At 29.3% G+C, this 24538-nt stretch carries 17 protein-coding genes and 2 pseudogenes; 8 read left to right on the top strand and 11 right to left on the bottom strand.

The annotated features are described in order from the left end of the window. Positions 1–787: 787 nt before the first annotated feature. Entirely contained in the window at positions 788–1771 is a 984-nt protein-coding gene (locus tag AMQ68_RS04790; RefSeq protein ID WP_054509455.1) for a helix-turn-helix domain-containing protein, read from the bottom strand. A gap of 10 nt (positions 1772–1781) precedes the next feature. Continuing rightward, positions 1782–2765: a helix-turn-helix transcriptional regulator gene (locus AMQ68_RS04795; RefSeq protein WP_054509456.1), complete on the bottom strand. Its 984-nt coding sequence runs from the start codon at positions 2763–2765 to the stop codon at positions 1782–1784. Positions 2766–3918: 1153 nt separating this feature from the next. Between AMQ68_RS04795 and AMQ68_RS04800 the strand changes: the two genes are divergently transcribed. Together AMQ68_RS04800 and AMQ68_RS04805 are read left to right on the top strand one after the other, a co-directional pair. Next, complete coding sequence (locus AMQ68_RS04800; protein ID WP_054509457.1) at positions 3919–4239, top strand: hypothetical protein; 321 nt, start codon at positions 3919–3921, stop codon at positions 4237–4239. Positions 4240–4260: 21 nt separating this feature from the next. After that, complete coding sequence (locus AMQ68_RS04805) at positions 4261–5616, top strand: hypothetical protein (RefSeq protein ID WP_054509458.1); 1356 nt, start codon at positions 4261–4263, stop codon at positions 5614–5616. Positions 5617–6101: 485 nt separating this feature from the next. On the opposite strand, the gene AMQ68_RS04815 is transcribed toward AMQ68_RS04805, so the two are convergent. Beyond that, positions 6102–8753, bottom strand: a complete 2652-nt coding sequence (locus AMQ68_RS04815) for a glycoside hydrolase family 2 TIM barrel-domain containing protein (protein ID WP_054509460.1) — start codon at positions 8751–8753, stop codon at positions 6102–6104. 126 nt (positions 8754–8879) lie between these two features. Between AMQ68_RS04815 and AMQ68_RS04820 the strand changes: the two genes are divergently transcribed. Further along, positions 8880–9068, top strand: coding sequence for a transposase (locus AMQ68_RS04820; RefSeq protein WP_054509461.1), 189 nt, complete (start codon positions 8880–8882; stop codon positions 9066–9068). A 758-nt stretch (positions 9069–9826) separates the two neighbouring features. Here the strand turns inward: AMQ68_RS04820 and AMQ68_RS25050 are convergent. Both AMQ68_RS25050 and AMQ68_RS04830 read right to left on the bottom strand, forming a co-directional pair. After that, the gene (locus AMQ68_RS25050; RefSeq protein WP_123905610.1) at positions 9827–10009 is read right to left on the bottom strand and encodes a hypothetical protein; all 183 of its coding nucleotides are present in this window, start codon (positions 10007–10009) and stop codon (positions 9827–9829) included. Positions 10010–10570: 561 nt separating this feature from the next. Continuing rightward, positions 10571–12043, bottom strand: coding sequence for a hypothetical protein (locus AMQ68_RS04830; protein ID WP_054509463.1), 1473 nt, complete (start codon positions 12041–12043; stop codon positions 10571–10573). Between the two features lie 1051 nt (positions 12044–13094). On the opposite strand from AMQ68_RS04830, the gene AMQ68_RS25505 reads away from it, so the two are divergent. Both AMQ68_RS25505 and AMQ68_RS25510 read left to right on the top strand, forming a co-directional pair. Further along, positions 13095–13304: a transposase family protein gene (locus tag AMQ68_RS25505; protein ID WP_241775054.1), complete on the top strand. Its 210-nt coding sequence runs from the start codon at positions 13095–13097 to the stop codon at positions 13302–13304. 156 nt (positions 13305–13460) lie between these two features. After that, positions 13461–13715: an ISAs1 family transposase gene (locus AMQ68_RS25510; RefSeq protein ID WP_241775055.1), complete on the top strand. Its 255-nt coding sequence runs from the start codon at positions 13461–13463 to the stop codon at positions 13713–13715. Between the two features lie 544 nt (positions 13716–14259). Here the strand turns inward: AMQ68_RS25510 and AMQ68_RS04840 are convergent. From AMQ68_RS04840 to AMQ68_RS04855, 4 genes and pseudogenes are all read right to left on the bottom strand, one after another. Further along, a complete protein-coding gene (locus tag AMQ68_RS04840) occupies positions 14260–15633 on the bottom strand; it encodes a hypothetical protein (protein WP_160317967.1) in 1374 nt (457 codons plus the stop codon). A 316-nt stretch (positions 15634–15949) separates the two neighbouring features. Further along, a pseudogene (gene tnpA / locus AMQ68_RS04845) lies at positions 15950–16396 on the bottom strand (IS200/IS605 family transposase). 172 nt (positions 16397–16568) lie between these two features. Continuing rightward, a complete protein-coding gene (locus AMQ68_RS04850; RefSeq protein WP_054509465.1) occupies positions 16569–16880 on the bottom strand; it encodes a transposase in 312 nt (103 codons plus the stop codon). A 51-nt stretch (positions 16881–16931) separates the two neighbouring features. Next, positions 16932–17363: a transposase gene (locus AMQ68_RS04855; RefSeq protein WP_369678604.1), complete on the bottom strand. Its 432-nt coding sequence runs from the start codon at positions 17361–17363 to the stop codon at positions 16932–16934. Between the two features lie 550 nt (positions 17364–17913). Here AMQ68_RS04855 and AMQ68_RS25260 point away from each other — a divergent pair. Both AMQ68_RS25260 and AMQ68_RS25895 read left to right on the top strand, forming a co-directional pair. Further along, a complete protein-coding gene (locus AMQ68_RS25260) occupies positions 17914–18099 on the top strand; it encodes a hypothetical protein (protein ID WP_369678619.1) in 186 nt (61 codons plus the stop codon). 58 nt (positions 18100–18157) lie between these two features. Then, a pseudogene (locus AMQ68_RS25895) lies at positions 18158–18262 on the top strand (IS3 family transposase); the annotation flags it as partial. Between the two features lie 124 nt (positions 18263–18386). Here AMQ68_RS25895 and AMQ68_RS04865 read toward each other — a convergent pair. After that, positions 18387–19877 (bottom strand): tetratricopeptide repeat protein, encoded by a 1491-nt coding sequence (locus AMQ68_RS04865; protein WP_054509467.1) that lies wholly within the window; start codon positions 19875–19877, stop codon positions 18387–18389. 1509 nt (positions 19878–21386) lie between these two features. Between AMQ68_RS04865 and AMQ68_RS04870 the strand changes: the two genes are divergently transcribed. Then, positions 21387–21950 (top strand): hypothetical protein, encoded by a 564-nt coding sequence (locus AMQ68_RS04870; RefSeq protein WP_054509468.1) that lies wholly within the window; start codon positions 21387–21389, stop codon positions 21948–21950. Between the two features lie 277 nt (positions 21951–22227). Here the strand turns inward: AMQ68_RS04870 and AMQ68_RS25265 are convergent, their stop codons facing one another. Further along, positions 22228–22404: a hypothetical protein gene (locus AMQ68_RS25265; protein WP_160317969.1), complete on the bottom strand. Its 177-nt coding sequence runs from the start codon at positions 22402–22404 to the stop codon at positions 22228–22230. Positions 22405–24538 lie beyond the last annotated feature (2134 nt).

Genomic DNA, 24538 nt, shown 5'->3' on the forward strand with positions numbered 1-24538 from the left:
TCACAATAAGGATTATTCCGTTGTGAAAACATTTAGCGCCTCGACTATCTTCGGGGCATTTCTTTTATATAAAAGTCACCTTAATTGTTTCAAGATTATAAAAACTAAAAAGAGTTATCAATATGTGCTTTGCGACCACAACAAAATCTGATTATTTTTACCATGCCTTTAATAAGAGGAATAGAATCTGATTTGACATAAAAGGCAGAACTCTAGCTCTCTTTACAAGCTCCCTTGGTAAACATGAAAGAGGCTTATGTATCATCCTTCTTTATTTGTTTACTGATCCACGAAGTATTTTTTTATCTTTCAGAAAATAATCCCCCCATTCCAATACTCTGCGATACAGATCTCTTCTTTCCGCAGTATTGGGTTCAAGATCATATCCTTTCTGGGGATAGAATAAAGCAATGACCTCTTTTTTATTCCTTCTAAGACTAACATAAAATTCATCACGTAATCAAGCCCATATTTTCATCTTTCTTCCATGCCCACAGTAATATTGGTGCATTAACTTTCTCAACATTATAGATGGGATTGTTTATGACATACAATTCCTTATTTTCAGTAAAAGGATTGTTCATTTCGTATTGTCCGTTTTCAAACTGCCAGTAAAAAGGACTGCTGAAATTTTAATTATTGGAAAAACAGGGAAGTTTACCTAAACATTTAAATAGAAAATAGAGTGATTTTCATTATTTAGTGTTAGTTGTGTTATAAGGTAGAGATAGTAACTCTACCATATTATTTAACACCAGAATGTATTAAAAATTGTAATCCTTAAAGATTAATAATTTACAATATCATGAGGGTCTATACCAAAATATTCTTTAAACAAATACGCAAAGCTGGGAGACTTACCAAAATTAAGGTCAGATGATAACTCCTTAATATTGTCATATTTCTTCGTTTCTAATAATTCTTTGGCTAATTTTAGTTTTTCAATTTTATAAAATATTGCGGGACTTAAACCGAAAAAATCTTTAAAATGCGATTTAAATTTTGTTTGGGACATGCCTGCTTCGGAAGCCAAAAAATCAACTCCCATAAACGGTTCCCAAATATGTTCAATTATATGTTTTTTTGTATTAATAATGGCATCAAGATCCGCTTTGGCATGTTTTAAAGTAAATGAATTGTATCGCACCAAATTTTTTAAGAATACACCCAAAAGCTTATATGCACAAGCCTGAACAATAAGTTCATAATTAGCGTCGCCAAATTTTTTATTAATGATTTTATTCAAAATAATTTTTGAAGTGCTATCTACATATCCATAATAATGATGATATTCTTCTATATTCTCCTGAATTCTAGTATTAAAATTTCCTAAATCATAAGGACGTATTAATTCTTCAAAGTATGATTTCCTTATTACAATACGAAATGAATAAGTTCTTGTTCCAATATTCGGAATCACTTTTCTCTCGGCAGTTCCATCTATAAATCCAAAATTATAATTTGATTTATTACCAACTTCATAATTAGAATTATTTAGTATATGATTGTTAATACCATCACTCAAATCAAATATAAGATACCAAAAATCAGAATTAGCAGAAGCCTTAATAAATTCAATTTCTTTTTTTGCAATATAATCGATAACAGCTAAAGAAAGATTATCTGATAATAATTTGTAAAAAATTCCACCATCCCAAATATCTTCGGGGGCTAATAAATATTTATTTTCAATTATTTTAAAATTAAGCTTTTCAACAAAAGGCTTAGTCCAATTGTCTTGAATGGAATCAATATGGTTTAGCTTTATCATTTCTATGTATCTAATATTTTAAAATATAGTCTTTTGGAGTAATTCCATAATAACTTCTAAATTGACTTACAAAATGTGATGAGCTTTTATAACCTAAAGTTATTGAAACTTCATTTACTGAATTTCCTGCTATTAACATTTCTTTACCCTTATCAAGCTTTTGTATTAAAAAATAAGATTTAGGAGATGTTCCAGTAATTTTTTTAAATATATTTTTATATTTAGTAGGAGACATAGCTGCTTTTTGAGATAAGTTTTCAATACCCGGAAAATCATCTTCTAAAGCATTCTTTAAGTGCAGCTGTGATATTAAAATATTGTTTAATTCTATTGCTGTTACTTTATCAACTATCGTTTCAGAAATCAAAAGATTCTCTATGTATATATCTAACAATTCATAAACTGCACCTTTCATAAAAAGACTCCAAAACATATCTTTTTTAATGTGTTGCTCAAGTTCCGCTAAAACAAAACTACTTAAATAATTAATTCTCTCAAATCTTACAATTGTATTTTTAGAACTGTCTATTAGTTCCTCTAGTCGTTTTAGATTTCCAGATTTTTTTAATACATAATCTTTTAATAATTTTTTAGAAATAAAAATATAGAAATTAAATGCTTTGCAATCTTTTTTTATGATAACATCGCAATTCAGAGAACTATCTAATGTTGTAAGATTATTTTGATTAGAACCCACTTGGAAAATTTGCCCATCAATAAAGAGTTCAAAATTTAAAGAGGAAATATTGTAGCACAGCGCTATAAATTCAGAATTGTTATTTCTTATTTCAAAAAAAGTATCCTTCTGGTATATAACATCAATTAAAAGACATGATATATCTTGATCAACTTCAGAAAAGTAATAATTTCCTTTAAAATTATCGTTATTATTAATATTTATAGAATTATTAATAATTTCACATTTTAATGATTTAGAAATATTTTCACACAAATCAATAAAATCATTACTATATTTAAAAATAAATTTCTCCATAAGAGCCTGTTTAAAAAAGTAGTAGAAAAAAAGAATAAGGTCTAGAAGTTACATGAAAATTATCGTTTTAAAATTGCAAAACAAAAAATATCAATGTATCCAAAAGACTTACCCCAAACTCAGTGGCAATTTATAAAAAAGTATTAGATTTTGATGATATGAAAATACCATTTATGTATCATTCGAAATGCCGTTTATTATATTGTAAAAACAGACTCTAATTGTTTCAATATTATCCGAACTCGCTCAATTCAAAAAAAATGTCACTGACATTCTACCTCGCATTAATCATATATCAAATGAGTAAGACGCAATTATACGCAATATCTCTCAATCAAAAAAATGCATTTTTTTCCAATTCCTTTTGTGTTTAGTTTTGCAAACATACAAAGAAAGGAAAGCTTATGTAATATAACAAGACAACAAATAGTAAGCTCCTCTTTTTGATATATTAAAATATAAATTAAGTCAGCAATTTAAAGTATTCAATGAGATCATAAAACCTATTGTATTAACTAAAATAATATAGAAAGTTATTTTATAGTGTGGGATGATAGAAAAGCGTTTTATCAAAATTTATTTTGAATTTTATCCCGTGTTTAGTGTTTTTTGAGGTAGGAATATCCCAACCTACCTCTTTTTATTTAAACATTAAGGGAAATGTTAAATGAAACAATCTTGTCTTACCAAAGGGGTGTTTTTAAACAAAGAAATAAAAAGACATGTTATAGTAGATAAGAATGTTTTTTTAGCTGTAATGGAAAGTATACCTACTTTCATAATAGTAGAACCGCTTTATTATTGATGATAACACCCCATTTCAGCTATAAATCTTCGCTTATAGATATATAAAATTTGTCTTTATTTCATAATAAAACGACCTTATTAATCTATTCATACAAGATAATCTCCGCAATTTTGTACTGTTAAAAATAATAAATAAAAAACACAATTATTGGAAAAAAAATAATTTAATCCTTAAAAATTAGATAACAGCGACAACTCTATACTCCTTAAGTCGCTGTTTATCTAATTGCAGGCTCATAAATGAACACAAAGTATACATAGCTTTATCGAAAAAGAGACGTCGCTTTTGAGATACGATTCTAAACACACAAAACAAAAAAATTTAACAAATCAAAAAACCTAAGCAATGAAAAAAATTTTTATCACAGTGATTCTGTGTATTGGTTCGATACTATTCGGGCAAGTTGGAATGAATACTCCAAATCCCAGAGGAGCTTTGGATATAAATAAAAACACTACTCACAATATGGGGCTTATTCTTCCTACAAATTCGGATACTAATAATATAATTAATCCAATGGGAGGAAAAGTAATCCCCGGCACAATTATCTATGATAGCGCTAAAGACTGTATAAGATTTTATAAAAAAACAGACCAATGGAGTAATTGTATACAATTTTCTAAAACAGCCATAAACGCTAAAAACATAAAAACATCGAATAACTAATAAACATAAAAAGAAAATAAGATGAAAAAAATTCTAATTTTAGCCAAATTATTTATCGCGCTATTATCTTTTGCGCAGATCGGTATTGGCAGAGCCAACCCAAGAGGAGCTTTAGATATTAACAAAGATAATGATACAAATACAATGGGATTGGTACTTCCCACCAATTCTAATGTTAATAATATTATTAATCCTTTAGGAAGTAATGTAATACCCGGAACTATTATTTATGACAGTACCAATGATTGCGTAAGGTTATATAAAGGAACCAATGCATGGAGTAACTGTTTAAGTGATACTTCTTGTGAAGGTATGATACAAACTTTAGATTGTGCAGGAGCTACTCATACTGGCACCCTAACCAATGGGCAAGCTGCAACAGGTGTTTCATCTGTAATTTCTTACACTGGAGGAAATGGAAGTGCCCATAGTGGACAAACAGTAGCTTCGACAGGAGTAACAGGTTTAACAGCCACTTTATCTGCAGGAAGCTTTGCCACCGGAAACGGAACATTGACTTACACAATTTCAGGAACTCCTTCGGGTTCTGGTACAGCTAGTTTTGCCATTAATATTGGAGGGCAAACATGTACTTTAACACGAACCGTACAAAATTTAACTGCGTCTGTAGGAAGCTTAACTTGTGCATCTGCTACTTTTTCACCAGCAACCATCACAGCAGGAAATGCCTACACAGGGACAATGACAGTACCTTACACAGGAGGAAATGGCGGAAGCTATCCTCAAGGTACAGCTCAGGTAATAAATGGATTAACTTTTAGACTTCAGGCTGGTACACTTAATATAGGGAGTGGAAACTTAGTTTACACGGTAACAGGTACTCCTACGTCAGTCACAACAATGAGTATCCCGGTATCATTTAGTGGTGCGACTACTTGTAATGTTTCCAAAGCTGTTCAATTGCCAGCAACCCCCCCTGCAAAAACGGGATGTTTTAATATTATCTATAATAGTAATAGTTCCACAGGTTTTATAACTCAGGTCACAAATTCAGTTGCAGGAAATGTAAGCCAGAGAACTTCTATTCCAGACATATCATGGTGTCAAACAAATGTTGCCAGTAAATTTAATCATATGTCAATAGGTACAACTACGACATGGAAATTCAATAAACCGGTGGGTTTTCTAGGGATGACCATTGACGCTAATGGAAGTACAACGAATACCACTCCTACTTTCTGGAGAAACGGAGTACAGGTATATCCTTCACAGACTCATGTTGGTGCTTTTAAATGCGATACTAATATTTTTACTCGTAATTTTGAATATGAAGGAGTATGGTTCGATGAGATGAGATATACTGCGGATAGAATTTCTATAACCGAAATTTGTCTTGATAGAGTTTCTAAATGGTAACCATTTTAAAATTATAATAAAAGAATTTAATATTAAAAATAAATTAGAAAACCAAAGATCTTATATCTTTGGTTTTCTAATTTTGATCCTAAATAGTCATTTTTTTATACATCTAAAAGTAATTTATTAAAATCTGTATTTGCATCCAGCCCCAATTTCTTTTTAATTTTGTATTTTTTGTTTCTGTTGTTCGTACAGAAATATTTTCACACCCTTAGAGCGATATAAATGGAAACAGATGCAAATGTACCGCCCTTTGTAATACGGCTTTGGATGGCGAAGGGAAGCGACAAACCCACACTTAATAAAAAAGCATGAAAAATAACATCAGAAAAATCTATTCCATCTACATCTGCCGCACCATGTGTAATCCATTCGGGAATGTTGGATACACCCACTACATCATTAACAAAGATCATCAAAAACATGGTTAATGCACTTAATACATCATTTGATAAAATACATACAGTTGTGTCATTGTCCGTTTAGTAAACTTTTCTTAATTGTAGTGCATTTAAAACAGCCTTGCCCTCAACAGGTGTAAAATCTATGGTGATTCCCTTTCCATTTTGAACAGTTACTCTGGTCTTTTTAATGATTGCAGTGGTATAACCAAAATCTTTAGCCAGGTTAATATTGTTTAAAAAAGTTCCTCCATTTATGGCTACCGAGAAAATCCGATTCTCTTCTACTTCTTTTTTATGGGTATTATCTAAGTTGTAAACTAAAGCCTCTTTAGAAATTCCACCAACCAGCTCGGCAAAGTATAACGACAATTCATACTCGCCATCAGGTACATCCATTTTAAATTGCTGAATACCTACTTGCTGAGTTTGATAAATTGGATCATCGTTGGTATCTAAAATATTTTTGTCGCTGCCATATGTAATTCGATTATTTGTGGCCTTATATGGTTCGCCACCAATCCAACCCCAGGAACCTTTTCTGTATGACTGATCGGGCATCCACAATTGGTGCTGGTTCTCATCGATATAAAAGCGTTTAGAACCCAACAAAACACTCATATTTTTAAAGGAAACTGGCTGATTCGTAAAGCGATAAGGTTGCAATTGAAAGTTAATATCAGTCTCATCGCTTTTATTGCCAGCCACCACACGCAATTGATTTAAACCATCAACAAATGGAACCTGCCAGCTACAAATATGATCTACAGCTTCTTTTATGCATAAACTTTTGCCGTTTAAGAATAGTTCGGCCGATTTTAAATTAGTGGCCACCTGTAAAGGTTGGGTACAAAACAAGGAAGCAGAATCTGCCACTCCCGTTCGATCTTGCCATTGTGCGGAAGTAATTTTCAAATAAGGCTGATCTGCCAGATACGCCTGATATAGAAAATAGGTATCTTTTGGTTTACGTCCAATGGTTAAAAGCCCTTTATTGTTGATATGCGGCATGGTTTCTTCGCGGGTTTCCGAATTAAAATCAGCCAAATTCCAAGCCATCCCGCCACTTACAAATGGGCGTTTAAGCATTTCGTTTAAGTAAATTTGATTGAAGTAAATGCCATACTCTACACTTTTATCAAAACGCACCGGCGAAAATGAACGGATGCGTGGATCGGCATCAGCACCATACTCCGTAACCAACATCGGCTTATCAGCCAGCTCTTTATGATGTTGATCAAGGAATTTAGCAAAATCTGCCGGACTGCCTGAATACCAGCCATTATATAAATTCCAGCCAACAATCATTGGAATTTTTGTTAGGCCAACTTTATTATAAATATCCAATGCACCATGATTAACAAGCAAAGTATAACGTGATGGATCTTCTTTTCTTGTTAAATCTTCTAATTTTTGAGCCAATTCCCGAACATGATCAAAATAAATTTGCTGACGAGGTTTATCGTTCTCAAACTTTGTGCGAAGCAAAATCTCGTTCATGTATGCCCAAATAATAATGCTTGGATGGTTAAAGTTCTGCCTAATCATTTCCACCTGCATATCAAGGCAGTTTTTGGTAAACGTTTCTGATTCTGTAATGGTGTTTACCACAGGAATTTCTACTGAAGCTAAAATACCTAAACGGTCACAAGCTTCAAGTACCAATGGATCTTGCGGATAATGTGCAACTCTTAAAAAGTTACCGCCCATTTTTTTCAATACCTCTACATCTCTTATTTGCAAAGCATCTGGCGTAGCATTACCTAAATATTCATAATCCTGATGACGACTTGCTCCTATTAATTTTAAGGGTTTATCGTTTAAGAAAAAACCCTGATTTGCATCAAATTTAAACCAGCGAAAACCAAGTGGATTAGAAACCTGATCTAATACAGTTTTGGTTTTCATATCGATAATTTTAGTCACTATGCGGTATAAATAAGGGCTTTCTGGCGACCACAGTTCAGGTTCTTTAATGTTATTTAAATCCTGCACCACGGTATCATTTCCTCCGGAAAGCATATTCAGGGTGGAAATTTGGGACGATATTTCCTTTCCCTGCGCATTAAATATTGTAGTTTGTATCTGAACTTTTTTAGCTGATGATGAATTTTCGATTATACTTTTAACCTGCACTTTTGCCGTAGCAGCAGACACTTTCGGCGTTGTAATAAAAACACCAGAACTGCCATTTTCTTTTTGCGAAAAATGAACAGGATTGGTAATTAAAAGATTTACATTGCGGTATATACCACCAAAAAAGGTAAAATCGGCTGTTAAAGGTGGAATATCTTCATTAAATCTGTTAGTAACCCTAACTTCAACTACATCATCCTTATAATTTAAAAATGGCGTAATGGCTACTGTAAAACGAGTATAACTGCCAATGTGTTTACCAGCAGTTTTACCATTAATTAAAACTTCAGCTTCCTGTGCAACACCATTAAAAACCAAATAAATATCTTTTCCTTTTGCAGAATCATCCAACTTCAACTTACGCTTATAAATACCTAAACCACGGTAATAACCAGGCTCATCATCCATTACATCTTTATCATTCCAAGTGTGCGGAAGGTTTACTTTTTCTGTGACCCCGTTTTCCTTTTTAAATTCCCACTGGTCATTTAAACTGATTAATTTGCGTCCGCTATCTTGCGCAAAGCTATTGGTTACAAAAAACGTTATAAAGAATAATATTAAGAGTGATTTCGTTCGTACGGATGATTTCTTCATGTTATATTTTATAGGTAATATTTTGTCTTAGCTACAGGAAACACTGAAAAGTTTTTTTCCATTTGCTGTTTTCTAAACTTCTACGGTTAATTCAAAAACTTAAAAAATATTAATTTTAACAAATATATGAAACAAGAAAGAAAAAATTATGATCCAACTTTTCAGACCAAAGCGGTTGAATTAAGCAATGAAAGAAGTAATATATCAGAATTAGCTAGAGAATTTAGCATTAAAATTACGTTGCTTTACAAATGGCGAAAAGAATACGAAGCATTTGGAGAAGGAATTTTTCCTGGTAAAGAAAATTTGAAATAACACCATAGCATGAAAAAAGGCAATCAGTATTTTCTCCAAGAGCGTTCGATGCAATATAGGTTCATTAAAAATCATGAATCTTATTTTCGATTGAAAAAATGTCCAAAGTTTTAGACATTTGTTCGAGCAATTATTTCAAGTCGAAAAGCAAACCAATTTTACAAATAATCATAAATATACATAAAACCATTAACACATATAATTAACAATCAATATATTTTATATAAATCCATAATATTACTAAAGTATTAACTCATAAAATGATTATTATGAAAAATTTAAAAAAATCAGCGGAAACGAAATGAAAAGTATCTCAGCCGGTGTACAAACTTCATTTTTTCCTAATGCTTAAAATTGGGATTGTATGTATCAAAGTTGGAATAACATTGATTATCAACCAGTACTACATACAAATATTTCGGTACCTCTAAACATGCAAGGACATCTAGATGTTGGTCCAATAAAAACAGATTTTACATGCCAAGATTCTTAAAGTGTTGTATACAATTGTAAAATTAGAATCCGAAATTAACTATAAAAGCCGTCTAATAAATTGTGAGACGGCTTCTTTTTGTACTTTTATATACTATATTTCTATCCTTATCTAGTATGCTTATGTCTATGTTCATTTAAATTTTCTCACTGCTGCTTAACTGCGGAACGTCTCTACATGTTCCAAATAACTTCACCGTTGAGAAAACTGCTACCATTTAATTATAAACACACTAAATATTTTGAATATAATTCAATCAATAATTTTAATTGTCATTGTCTCTGTAAAATAAGAATACCAAAATTAGATGCTTATTTTCTGGTAAAATACTGAATATAAAGATGGAAATCATTCTCATAGGAAAATCAAAATCTGCCATAAACCGCTGTATTCTTCGAAAGGAACTTTCTGCTGAAGCACAACCATCGAATGCACTGGCTAAGGACATATAATTGATTTTTTTAACCTTACATAAAGCTATAATCATCATTGAAATAAATTTCAATCGGGCTTTGTTGATTTTTGTTTCAAAGCTGTGCTCTAAAACTAAACTCAGTTGGCTTGCGCACAATATTTTTTTTGTAATTTCACACCCTTGACTGGTCTTTGTGTGCTTAGTTGAATACCTCGGAAACATAACCTAACTCACTAAATACCAGTCATTTATCCAAATTAAAAATAACTTATTTTACTGATTTACAATAACTTGTGATTTTTGTCATGTACTAAACTGTTAATTAATAAAAATACTACAGTTTATTTTACCAAGCATAAAACAAAATGGCCGGAATTTCAATAATCCAGGCCATAAATCTTTAAAAAATTAGGAATGTTAATTGTGTTTTTAGAAACGTAATTCTATAGCAAATCTAACAATAAAACTCTTATTAAATATTTAGTATATCCTAATGTAAGTTGATGTGCACAATTGTGTATTTATACGTTCTGTTAATTCTACAACAAGTGATTTTTAATAGCTATTGTGTAGTAATACGAATAATATTTTTGTTTAATTAATTGTAGAAAGCACAATATAAAGTTCATCTTGATTCTTTAGATTCATTTTCTTTGTTATTCGGAACCTTCTTGCCTCAGCAGCTCTGATGCTGGAATTTGTATATTGTGAAATTTCTTTGATTTTAAAATTCATTTTTAAAAGTGAACAAAAATTTAAATCAGATATATTCATCTCAGGATAACTTTCCTTAAGCTCTTTATAAACTTTAGGATACACTTTTTGAAATTCTACATAAAAAGTATTTACATCCACTTTAGCGAGATTTACAAGCTTGCTAGTACTTTCTAGCTCAATGCTTTGATTGGAATAATCATTTGTTTTTGAAATCTCCTTCTCATTTATCTCTTTTACATTTTTTTTATTTAAATAAAATCTATAGTAAAAATAGCACATAACAATTACTGCAAGAAAAAATGATATAATAATTATAATATTGTTATTATTTTTTTTCTTTTCATGATTTAAAACCTTATTATTTATAGATGAGATTAAATTTATATCTGCTATTTTGGTCTTTAAGATATCGAGGCTATCTTCATAGAATTTATATTTTTTAGAATACGTTTCCGCATTTTCAAAATCATTTAAATGCTCATACGATGTATTAAGCAAAGCATAAATTTCAGATAATCTATATGTATTATTAATTTTATTTGCTTTTAGAGCTGCGTCATGTAAGTATGCGATCGCTTCTTTATAATTATTTGTATTATTAGCAATAATTCCTTTAATGATTAAACTTTGTGTAATAAATGATTCATCATGAAATGATATCAGTAGATGATCTGCTATACGTAGATATTTTCTTGATGCGTCAATGTCACTAAAAGAAGCGAGAGATAGGCTAATCGATTGCAATACATAGATCAAGGTGAACTTTTTCAATCTATTAGATTCATTAATTCTCAAAATATTTGAGTACGCAAGCTTTTTTTGTGCTATAATCTGTTTTCTTATATTTAAATCATCATTGGTATGCAGTAGGTCTGCCTTTGCTAAAAGAATATAAATTGTATTAATTTCCTGATCCTCTCTGGAGTTGACAAATTTATTGTATTCTTCGGCTTTATTAATTATTAATTGTGATGATTGAGGATTATTCATACGTAATAAGGCAAGTTGATATAATAATAAAAATCTGCACATCATATTATAATCCTTTCTGGAAGTCGCAAGATCTATCCCTTCATTTATTTTGAGTAATGCTGCATCAATATATCCATTAAGGTAGTTAATTCTTGATTCTTCAAATATGGAATAAATTTGACCACTGTAAAAACCAGCCTCTCGCGATATATAATAAAGGTTGGTAACATTTCTCAGAGAAGCATACGCGTTGCGATCTCCTTGTACATAATTTTTTTCTATCAAGTTTTTTATACTATCTATTTCTCTATTTTTGTTTTGTGCATAAGTGGTACTAAAAAAAACAAAGCAAATTGGAATAATTGTTTTTAATTTCATTATCATGGTTGTTTTTGGTTAATTATTTAAACAAATATATTTAAAATCAATAGAATTATTCTATCAAAACACACACTTGATTAATTTGTGTATATATTATTTATTTTGATACAAAAAAAACACAAACAGAGACCCAAATAATCATAAAAATAAAAAACAAAACCATAAACACTCAGATTCACTCAAAAATACTCATAAAAAGACAAATACCTATATATCAGATTTTTAAAAACAGAAAGCATGTGTTTACAAATGTGGTATCAAAAAAATATTTTTGGCACTTTTTATTAAACTGAAATTATAATAGACTCCAATATAGACCACAAAATTATTGATGTAGTAAATAACATAAATTCATTACTCTCAAATTATTGCTTAATTATTTATATAAAATGAATAATTTGGATTCTTTGCTTTTTTTGTGTTAAAGAATATTTTACTAGCCAAACCTTATTAAGTTAAGTAAAACATCATGTCTGAAAACAGACGAAGTAAAATAAGAGTAAATCAATAAGCTTACTTAGAGCCTGTTTAAATTTTATTCAATAATAATTTTATAGCGGATAATTTGAGCATGTTTTCAGAATTTTCCATTAGCAATTCATAATTTCGGCAAAGTCTTCTGTCGTTATCAAACCAAGAAAACGTTCTTGCAACAATCTATCTTTTGTGTACTTGCTTAAAGAGTTTTTCTTTATTGTCAGAGCGTAAAAACAACCTGAATGATGTAGCCAAACTTATCTTTTATTTCTTCAATAATATTTCCCCTATAGCCACCCGTCTGCTAAAATTACTTTAACCGAAACTAAAAGATAATGGAGTGTTCTCATCAATAATAAGGCAGCTTCACTATCGTGAAAATTGGCTACACTTATCATGACTGCTATAAAAATCCATTCTTATCTACTACAACATGCCATTTAATTCCTTTTACATTTTTATTACCATCAAATCCATTCAGGGAAAGATTGTTTCCCAACGAACGCTCTGACTGTATATAATTAGGGCAACCGCATCAAATTTTCTTTCCTAATTAGCATTATCTTTGAATATGCTATCGATAATTGATTATTTCTCCAATGTAGAAGACCCTCGGATTATTGAGCGTTGTTTCCATTTATTATCCGATATTTTATTAATTGCTATTTTCACTTATTTGACTGGCGGCTCTGATTATCAGGATATGCATATGTTTGGTAAAGAACGCGGGAGTCAGCTTAGAGGATTCTTGACACTTCCCCATGGTGGCTCCTTCGAGTGATACCTCTGAACGGATTTTTAAGAAGCTGAATGTATCTTCGCTACAAGAATGTTTAGTCACTTATGGAAAAGATATTTTGTCCTGCCTTGCAGAAAAGCAGATTGTATTAGACGGTAAAAAGCTCAAAGGAGTTTTACCAACAAAGGAAATAGCGGATTGTACAACCTCAATGCTTGGGTAAGTGAAAACAATATTTGTATTGGTCAGCAAAAAGTAGAAGATAAATCTAATGAAATTACTGCTATACCTAAAATATTGAACTATTTGGATATTGAAGATACTGTTGTGAGCATTGATGCCATAGGTACTAAGACCAAAATCGTTGAACATATCCTAGATAAAAAAGGCCATTATATTCTTTCTGTTAAAGGTAACCAACAGGAATTATTTGAAGATATTGAACATTGGTGAGAGTACATTGGAGTATCGAAAACAAACTACATTAGCATTTAGATGTTACCTTCAAAGAAGATATGTGTAGAGCACGCAAAGGAAATGCCTCTGAAAATCTATCCATAATGAGAAAAATTGCGTTACAGCTAATATCAGGCATGAACGACAAACTAAATCTTAAAAAAAGACAATATAAAGCTGGTATAGATCCAAAGTATATGAAAGATATTTTGACATTTTGATGCAGTTACCCTGAGTTTTCGCTTTATATCATCAGAATCAAGCGTTTTTTTTATAAATTACCACTGAGTAAGGGTTAAGTCTGTTGGATAAATCAATTTTTTTATTTTGTAGCTCTAAATTGAAGCTTTTAATCCAATTAATACCCCTTACTCTTTTTTTATTTACATTTTTAAACAGGCTCTTAATAAGTAAATGATATGTACTACATTCCTATGATATAAAACTGCTTCGATTAGTACTTATATTGATAAATTATTGAAGCAGGTGTTTAAAATTTTTAGATACCCGATTGAAATTGTATAAAATACTTACAATCAAATCATAGCTTGGATAGAAGTATATATAAATCACTTGTAGATTTAATTTCTATCTTTTTTAATATTCTATATCTTCTACTTTCTACGGACTTTAATGTTGTCTGAGTATATTCTGCTATTTGTTCATTGTTAAAGTTCATTTTTACAAAAGAACAATAATTAAGATCATTGATATTGAGTTTAGGGTATCTGTCTTTAAGATTTTGATAAAAATAAGGATATATTTTCTGAAATTCAACATAATATACATTAATATCATCTTTTGCAAAATTGATTAGTCTCATTACTTTTATAGTGATATCAATTTCTTCTTTTTGAAATTTATCCTCTTTATTAGTGATAAAGGGTAAAACTAACGAATTTCTTTTTATTCTTTGGTAAAAAAGCAATAATTCAATAGAAATTATAAGAACAAGAATTCCATACAACAGCATTTTGTTAACATCACTAATTACCCTTTGCTTATCTTTTGCAGAAAGGTTGATGTTTTTGATTAAAGTGATATTATTTGATTTCTTATTGGCGGAGTTTATACTGTCCAGTAAATGAGCATATTTCCACGAGTATTTTGTAGCTTCTTCAAAATCACCAATCTGACCATATGAAGCAGAAATCATAGGGGTTATTTCAAAAAAATTGTATGTATTCCTGTTTTTAGCTGACCTTTCAATAACTATCGAAAAATACTTGATAGCTTGTTGATAATCTTTGCTTATATTTTCTATTGCCCCTTTTATTACAAAACTTTGCGTGATAAATTCTTCATTCGGATACTTCATAAGAAGATCGTCAATTTTTATAACCACTTCCCTTGCTTCTGATAGTTTTTCAGCCAAAGCAAGGCTCCATGCTAGAGACTCTAATGTATTGATAACAATAAATTTTTTGTATTTATCATTATCTCTTAATAGCATTGCCTGAGAATACGCTTCTCTTTTCAGTGAAACAACAGTATCCATATCTTTACTCAATCCGTTTGCATCAACTAAAAGTTCTGCTTTTCCTAGCAGTATAAAAATATGATTGATATCTCTTTCATCATTTTCAGAAACAAGACTGTTGTAATATTCACATTTTTTTAATGCATCTTGTGACTCATGAAATTGGTCTAATTTTATCAGAATCCTCTGATAAATTAAAAATAATCTGCATAAAGCCATGGAATTTTTTTCAAGTTTTGCTATGGCAACACCCTCATTAATTTTCTTCAGGGAAGCATTGAAATATCCGTAATCATAATTGATTTTAGCAGTTTCGATTATCGACTTAAGCTGGCCTTCAACAAATCCTTCATATTTAGACAAATCATAAAGATCCGTCATATATTTAAGTAGATCTTTTTGTGAAATCTCTCCTTTAGAATATCTCTGATCCAATATTCCTGTTAATCTATTTATTTTTTTATTCTGCTGTGAAAATAAAATCGAACATGTAAAACACAATGTGCACAATATATATTTTCTCATTACATTAAGCCTCATCAATATTAAATTATAGTTAATGTGATTGTCAATTATATAGAAATCTACTATACGAGGATAAAAATATAAAAAAAATTAAAATATATTGTATTAGAGAAAAGTAGAGCCTGTTTAAATTTTACTTAACCAGGCTCATATCTATGATTGTCAATGATTTTACTATTTTACAATTATGATAAATAAACTACCTCGGGGCAGAGCCCCAGAGGTATTAGAACATTGATAATTGTTGACCATGTATCTTTTTATATTCTTGTTCTTTTCCTTGAGATTTCACATAATTTTGAATCGTATTCTCATCTCCGTGTTTACCAACTGTATTAACGTAGAATCCTTTACTCCAAAATTCACCACCCCATAATTTTTACTTAACTTCTGGGTGTCTTTTGAAAATCTCCTTTGCCGTAATACTTTTCACTGTCCGAATTATTTTAGTCGGACTTTCAACAGGAACACTTTGAATCAAAAAATGAACATGATCTTCGTCGGTCCCAATTTCAATGAAAGCTATATCATAACGTTTTGATATCTCCAAACAAATTTCTTTCAAACTAATATCAATTGCTTCACTAAAAACAACTCTTCTATATTTGGCTGGACATACAAAATGATACAACAATACTGATACATTATGCTTTTTATGAATATATTCGCTCACAAAACAAAATTACACAAAATCGAAGCAGAGCTTCGAGGAATTAAAACTAAAAGAGATTAAAACATAAATCATCCATAAATAAAAAATGAAATTTAGAAATTAAAAATGGTTCTTATATACTTACATCAATATGATTTAGTGTTTACAGGAAATAGAGATCAATTTAAATAATTTACTGATACAACTTTTTCCATTTACCAAGAGTATTTCTACTCATTTTGAAATAACTGGCAACCTGCGTGTTGTTTAGGTTATTATTCTTTTGATATTCCAGTATCTCCAAAATATCTTCCTTGGTATATGATTTAAATTTCTGACTGGCCTGATTCTCATCTTTGAAAATCATTTTATTTAATTTAAGAATATCTAGTACAGATAATTCGCTCTTATTTAAAATAAATGTATATTTTTCTTTCTGCTCAGGAAATTTATAATCTAGTATATCGGCGTAAATCTTTTTATAATTGGGTGCGTTATTTTTCATAAAAATGCTTTATTATTTCGATGATTATTATATTATTAAAAATATCCATTGTTATCTATACTTAAATATCCATTTATGTAAAGTGCTTTTGGGTATTTTATATTCATTAATAATTTCCGCTTTAGTTTTAATTTTTTTATCCAACATTTCCAAAATAAAGTTTATAATTTCAATAGTATAAACATTTTTTCGAAATTGAGGAAGCAAAGAATTATTATTGGTAACATCGCAATACTTAATACCGCTCGGTGGAGAGTACAAAATAAGATGTTGTGAATACAATCGAAAAAAATCATATTCTAATAGTTTACTCCATTTTAAAAGTAAATTGACTGGAATATCTTCTTCCAAATACATATCTGTAATCTCTTTTTCCGTACACTTCATGAAATTGCAAATACGTGTGATATCAATCTGACTATCCTCTACTCTTATTTTCAATAAGTTACCAATATGAATGTTTTTGTAGTCTATTTTTTCCATATATAAAATCATTAATCCCTCTATTATTTTCTAATTAAAACAATAAAGGTTTAGGGTTAATTATAAAATACTTATAAGGTTAGGCTGTATTCCTAAAAACATTTTAAATCAATATTAAGCTGAAGATGCCATCAAAATTTAATGGAATTCCATTATTTTGAATATAGACTTTAAGTATTCATGTACTCAATTTTAACATCCCTTTCCTTTATTATTTTAAAAATATCGCTTTTTTAGTAAAGATATTTGCTTCAATTTATTTTTCTATCATCTATAATTACTTAAAATATCACAATAATACTCACGATGGTTTGAATAATTCATTGAGATATAAGATATCACGTTTGCAAAATATATGAGGGAGCTGGGTTTGAAAAGTAAACAGAGCAGGAAGTTTAAAGTTACCACCAACTCAAAACACAATTATCTGGTGGTGGAAAATGTTTTGGATAGGAACTTTACCGTTGCTGTGTCTTCTAAAGTTTAGGTTTTTGACATAACCTATATTCAAACCAACGAAGGATTTTTATACTTGACCATAGTTATTGATTTGTATGACTGTAAAATAGTTGGATGGAGTTTAAATAATGGAATGAGTACTGAAAAAAAAAGTCTTGCAGCTTCAAAAATGGCTTTCAAAAACAGAAATTTTGAAGAAGGATTAATTTTTCACCCTACAGAGGAGTTTAATATGCAAGCAGGAAATTTGCAAAAAACATTGAATCTTACGGTGTAATTAGAAGCATGAGTAGCAAGGTAATTGTTGGGATAATGCTGTAGCGGAAAGCTTTTTTAAGTCATTGAAAACAGAGTTAATTTATGGCAACAAACTCATATCCAAAGAAAAAATAAAATTGGAAATCTTTGAATATATTGAAATCTGGTACAATAAAAAATGAAGTCACAATACTCTAAATTACAAAACAATAGACGAATTTAACAATCAAAACGAAATGTATCAAAATGTAGCTTAACTTAAGCTAGAAATTTTATTTGCATATTCAATGTGCTAAATATTCAATTTTATGTAAGTTGTGACATCATAATGTACAGTTCACTTTGGCTTTTAATATCCATTTTCTTTAATATCCTATATCTTCTGCTTTCTGCAGATCTTATTGTTGTATTGGTAAATAATGCAATCTGCTTACTTTCGAAATTCATTTTTACTAATGAACAAAAATTAAGATCATAAATGGTAAGCTCAGGGTATTGTTCTTTAAGATCCTGATGAAATGTGGGATATGCATGATGAAATTCAACATAAAATGTATTAATATCCTGTTTCGCCAACTCGACAAGATTTCTTACAATTACAGGTTTGCTGCCATCAACATCGGTTTTAGGTTTCGTTTTATCTCGACGTATTGTAAATTTATGGTACAATAGCAGCAATTTACGTTTATAAAAAAACAAAAATGAACCGAATATTACGAATAGAGAAAATACAATAATCACTACTATAGTACCCTTATCAAAGATCTTATTGTTAGCAGAAGGAATTTTAGAAGTGATGGTATTAATCAAATTGCTATTATCAGATCTTCTGTTTGACAAATGGATACTGTCGGACAGATGCTTAAAATGCCATGAATAATCAACAGCTTTTTTAAAATCTCCCAACTGTCCATACGATGCAGAAATCATAGGATATATTTCATAGAGATTGTAAGTATTTCTATTTTGTTTGGATTTGGCAATAGCCAATGAAAAATTTTCTATTGCCTGCTCATAACGGTGATCTATATTCTCTACAGCCCCTTTGATCATGTAATTTTTAAGTACAAGCTCTTCATTAGGATATACTTCTAAAAGTCTATCGATTACAATGATATTTTTCCGAGCTTCAGGTAATTTTTCAGCCAATGCCTGTGACCAGGCTAGCGACTGAAGCACACGAATAATAGTTGTTTTCTTATATTTATCGGAATTTTGTAAACTCTGCGCTTTTGAATAAGCCTGTTTTTTTAAAGATAACACAAGATTCATATGATTACTCAGGCCCTCTGTATTTACCATATGATCAGCTCTTCCCAAAAGAATATAAATATCATTGATATCCCGATCACTTTTTATAGGAATCAATTTATTATAATAATTGCACTTTTTTAATATGGATTCCGACTCATGTAAACGATCTAATCTAAGCAACACTCTTTGATACACTAATAGTAAATGACATAGGATATTATAGTCTTTATTTGTCTCGGCCAATTGAACTCCCTCACTAATTTTTTTCAAAGCCATATTAAAATCGCCATACGAGTAGCTTATTCTAGCCTCCTCAACAATGGATGATAACTGACTTTCAACATTTTTTGATTCTTTTGATAAATAGTATAAATGGGTAACATATTCACCGAAATCTTTCTGTGTAACATTTCCATTGTAATAATTCTGATCTATTAATCTATTAATGCTATCAATTTTACTATTCTTTTTTTGCGAAAAAAAAAGGGTAACTGTACAAAAAATAATACATAATAAAAATAACCTGATAAATATTGACTTCATTGTGTTGATTTAAAAAGTGTCCATTTACGTATTCATATAATCATTTTAATAACATTTCACCCTATAGCAGAAATTAAAATCTGGTAAGCAAATAAGGTATGCTAAACGATACATATTAAATAACGATTTCTAATTTTCAAGTACGTAAGAAAATTTTATACCATAAATTTATTTTAAAGAAAAAACTACATTATTAAAAATACGCAATAAAACACAATACAACACAATTCGATATAAAAAACTGATAACCAGATCATTGAAATGTACAAAAAAAAATAAAATTTTAATTTGTTAAAAATATTATTTTCACTTGACTGTATTGAAGTATGTTTTGTTTTTTACCAAGAATTTCTTTTGAATAGATAAAATACCATTGAAATAGAGACGAAAAATACTAGAAGATTTCCGGATATTACTCTACTTTTTTTCTTGCGTTTCTAACTATTCACAGCTGGAGCTTAATTAATGGAATGAGTACTGAAAAAAAACAAGATTAACGGCTTGGACAATAGAATATTTCAAAAAGAATTGATTTTTCTCTCAGATAAAGCTGTTCAATATGCCAATAAAAAATTTGCAATTACACCTGGATCTTATTGTGTAAGGAGAAGTATGCATAGAAAAGGTAATTGCTGGTATAATGCAGTCACAAAGAGTTTTTTAAAGTCATTAAAAACTGAATTATTTTATGATAATAAACTCATCTAAAAAGAGCAAAAGAAGTTGGAAATCTTTGAATACATCGAAATCTGGTACAATAAAAAAAGAAGATATGGTATATTGAATACAAAACGATCGAGGAGTTCAATAATCAAAACAGAATTTACATAATTATAACTTAACTTGGACTGGAAATTTTATTTATATATCCAATTTCTAAGTATACACAAAACTACATACCAACTAACTAATTCTCTACATTATATCATAACATAATAAACTACTATTTATTCAATTCATATAATTTGTAATATTGCTTAATATAACAATGTGGCGTAATATCTTCATCAATTTTCTTTTTAGTCTTATGCATTCCATAAATCATATCCTATGTAGGGATACAATATAATAGAAATAGCTCAGACGCGTTTAAAACTGATAAAAGAATATAATATATAGGAATCCATTCGTTCCTCACAGATAAGGAAAAAACTAATAAAAAAAGAGAATATTTTAAATGTTCTAAAAATAGTCATGCTAATCAATAAACAAATTCAAATTATAAAAAACTCTCTACAGTCAAAAGGCAATTTTTAACTTTAAAATATGTTAAGAAAGAGAACTAGGTCTTTTTCTAAATAAATTAATAATTTTATGGATGAAGAGGTAAGAAAATAACTGAAAGAGCTATCAACACTCACAATTAATATGATCATTTGTTTTTTTATTACAAAAAACCGACTAAGCAATCTTCAATTTTAACCTAAATTTAGAATTGGAATCATGATAATTAGAGGTGTATAAAAGATGAATAAAACAAATATTTGAACCGAATTAACGTTTATTAAAATGAGCAAATTTAACTCCCAATTAACAGGTAAAATAACAAAGATTCTTTTGTCAGATGATACAGAACGTATCTGGAGCAAAAAGGAACTAACCCATGAATTCTTTAAAGATTCACATTCCTATGAAGTTATAAGAAGAGAGCTTTTATGTAAAAAAATTCAGAAATTTGAAAAGACAATCTTTCAACAAAGAATTTTTAATGAAAACACGAATTCAAATCAACCCGAATGCAGCCATATATATACATTTAAAATAGCGCTAATAAATATTTTAGCAAGAAAAAACATATCAATACGTTCAAATACAGAGTGCCAATGGCTAAAAGAAATAGATGATTATAATTTTGAATTAATACCAATTCATATGCTTCTGTCAGAGAATGTAAAGATGGTTTATCTTTTGATTATGATAAGAAAAAAGTTTATAAATAATGAATTACCTTCTCCTCATATTTTTCATTTTATGTGCGAAAAATATCCAAATATAAAGGGAGAGACTGTATCCGAATTATATTTAAGTTTTGTAAAGTATGCAACAAAAATGTTAATGGCTATTCTAAAATAGAGTAAAACTTAAGGACTAGAATATAAACTTAGTGTAAACTAAAAGTTAAGCATAAATTTTAGTTTAAGCCTGTTTAAACTTTTATTTTTCTAAGGAACAAACAGAAGAGAGAAAGCTAAATAATGCAGATTTATCCAAGTGATATTTAATGTTTCAAATTTCATCACTAATGCTTTGAAACTATCTATCAAAGCATTTGCTTCTCTATTTTAAATATTCTTTTATATAGTTTTTCGTCGAAATATTGCTCAGTTTAATTATTACCATTACTAGGATTTTATTTATATTGCCTGTTATTTCCTATTTTTCTAAAAATCTCTACACTTTTACTGGCAAAGCTGGCATCAGCGTTAAGAAATAATCTTTTATGATTTATTGTGCTTTGCTCAAGAAGAGCTAAAATATCTTCCAAAATATTCTCAATAGTATAAGGATCATGATGTTCTCCACTCATGGGTTTCCAATTTAGATCATCTGTCCCTGATATCACAAAGAAAAATAATATTACTCGTTCTGATTCTGCAGTGTTTTTTGCACTGATAGCCTACAGATTCTTCTCCAATTCCATCTGATATGACTTGCCATTCAGTTGAACACTAGACATCAAGTAATCTTTTATTTTTGATAAGAAGATGAATCCAAACCCTTTTACAGCTACCATCCTTACTCCATTTATTGAAATAATAGTAGATAATTTTCCAACTTACTTTCTCCTTGAAAAATATTCTTTAAGAATTAATTCTATCTATTGACAACATGTTTTTAAACGCTTTGTAATCAATAAAAGCATAAAAAAAATTTATCATCCGCTTTTAAGACCAAACCTGTTGAATTATGCAATGAAAGAATCAACATCTCAGAATTGTCACGAGAAATAGGGATTACTTTGCTTTACAAATGGAGAAAAATCTTTAGAAGGAAGTTTTCCAGGGAAAAGAAATTAAAATTAACACCAAGGCAAGAAACGATCCCTGATTTTGAGAAAAAGTTTTAATATACTGATTTATAACGTCATATATTTTTAAAAAAATCGGCAGTTTCTCCAAGAGTATTCGATGAAATATCATTTCATAAAAAGTCATGAATCGTTATTTTCGATTGAAAAAATGGGCAAGATCATGGAAGTTGATTCAAATACATACTTAAAATGGAAATAAATAACTATAAACTTAAAGTATATATATGGATTTGTTCAAGTCCACGATTAGTCAGTAGCTATTCAATGATAATATTACTTTTATTATGATCAATATGATTTCCATGATGCTCAAAATAAGTATTCAAAATTTATCTATGATATTACCTGTACTCCAACATTCAGTTCCTATAGCTCAAATGATTTCTGCAATAAGGCTTTCTTAATTTAGTAAATTCAACTTGAGTTTTTTAAACTTCTTTCTTTAAACAGCTTAATAAGGGTACATATACATTGATTTGGTCGATATTCTATATTTACATAATCTTTTGCTACAACTTCATTCAAGATTCTAATGTCCTACACTATTAAGATTGCTGTGTTGATAATTCACTAAACAAAAATAATATTTTTAGAAACTGAAAGTAAAGTTAAATAAAGTATATAGTTTTAACCATTTGTGAGACTAATAACCCTTTTTTCAATAGGATTTTTAGAAGAAATAAAATTAAAGATAAGTATTTATTTTACATCAAAAGAACAGTATTAAAACCCGAGAATTATAGTTGAGCTCAATTCTTTATGGTACAAGATATTAGGAATCGTTGAGAAATAGATGAGAAAACTCAGTTTAAGAAGTGAATTGAGCAAAAAAAAAAGCTTTGTAGTTGATGATTCATCAAAATTCTTAGTATATAATATCACTTATATTCAAACCAAAGAGAATTTTTATACCTAACAACAATTATTGATTTATATGACCTAAAAATCATTCACGAGAGCTTAATGGAATGAGTACTGAAAAAAAAACTAGCGTCTTGAAAATGGCTTTAAAATATGGAATAGTTCAAAAAGGATTGACTTTTAATTCAGATATAGAGAAGAAGTTAATATACTCGTAAAAAGTTTGATAATACTATTCAATCTTATGGCGTAAGAAGAAGTATGAGCAAAAAAGGTAATTGCTAGAATAATACAATGGTAGAGTTTTTTCAAGTTATTAAAAACCGAGTTAATTTATAGTAAAAAATTCATTTTAAAAGATTTCATAATCTTTTAAAATGATGAAACTTAGCACAATAAAAAAGAGAGCATAATATATTGAATTATAAAACGTTTGAGGATTTTAACAAATCTAATTTTCATATGCATATATTGGAATGAAATTATAAGTTTTATAAAAAACTTAGATAAGTATATTTTTAGTACATGACAAAAATCACAAGTTATTGTAAATCAGTAAAATAAGTTATTTTCAATTTGGATAAATGACTGGTATTTAGTAAATTAGATGATGTTTCCGAGGCATTCAACTAAGCACACAAAGACCAGTCAAGGGTGTGAAATTACAAAAAAAATGTTGTGCGCAAGCCAACTAAGTTTAGTTTTAGAGCACAGCTTTGAAACAAAAATCAACAAAGCCCGATTGAAATTTATTTCGATGATGATTATA

This window comes from Chryseobacterium sp. ERMR1:04 (genome assembly GCF_001297705.1).
In the GTDB taxonomy this organism is placed as follows: domain Bacteria; phylum Bacteroidota; class Bacteroidia; order Flavobacteriales; family Weeksellaceae; genus Chryseobacterium.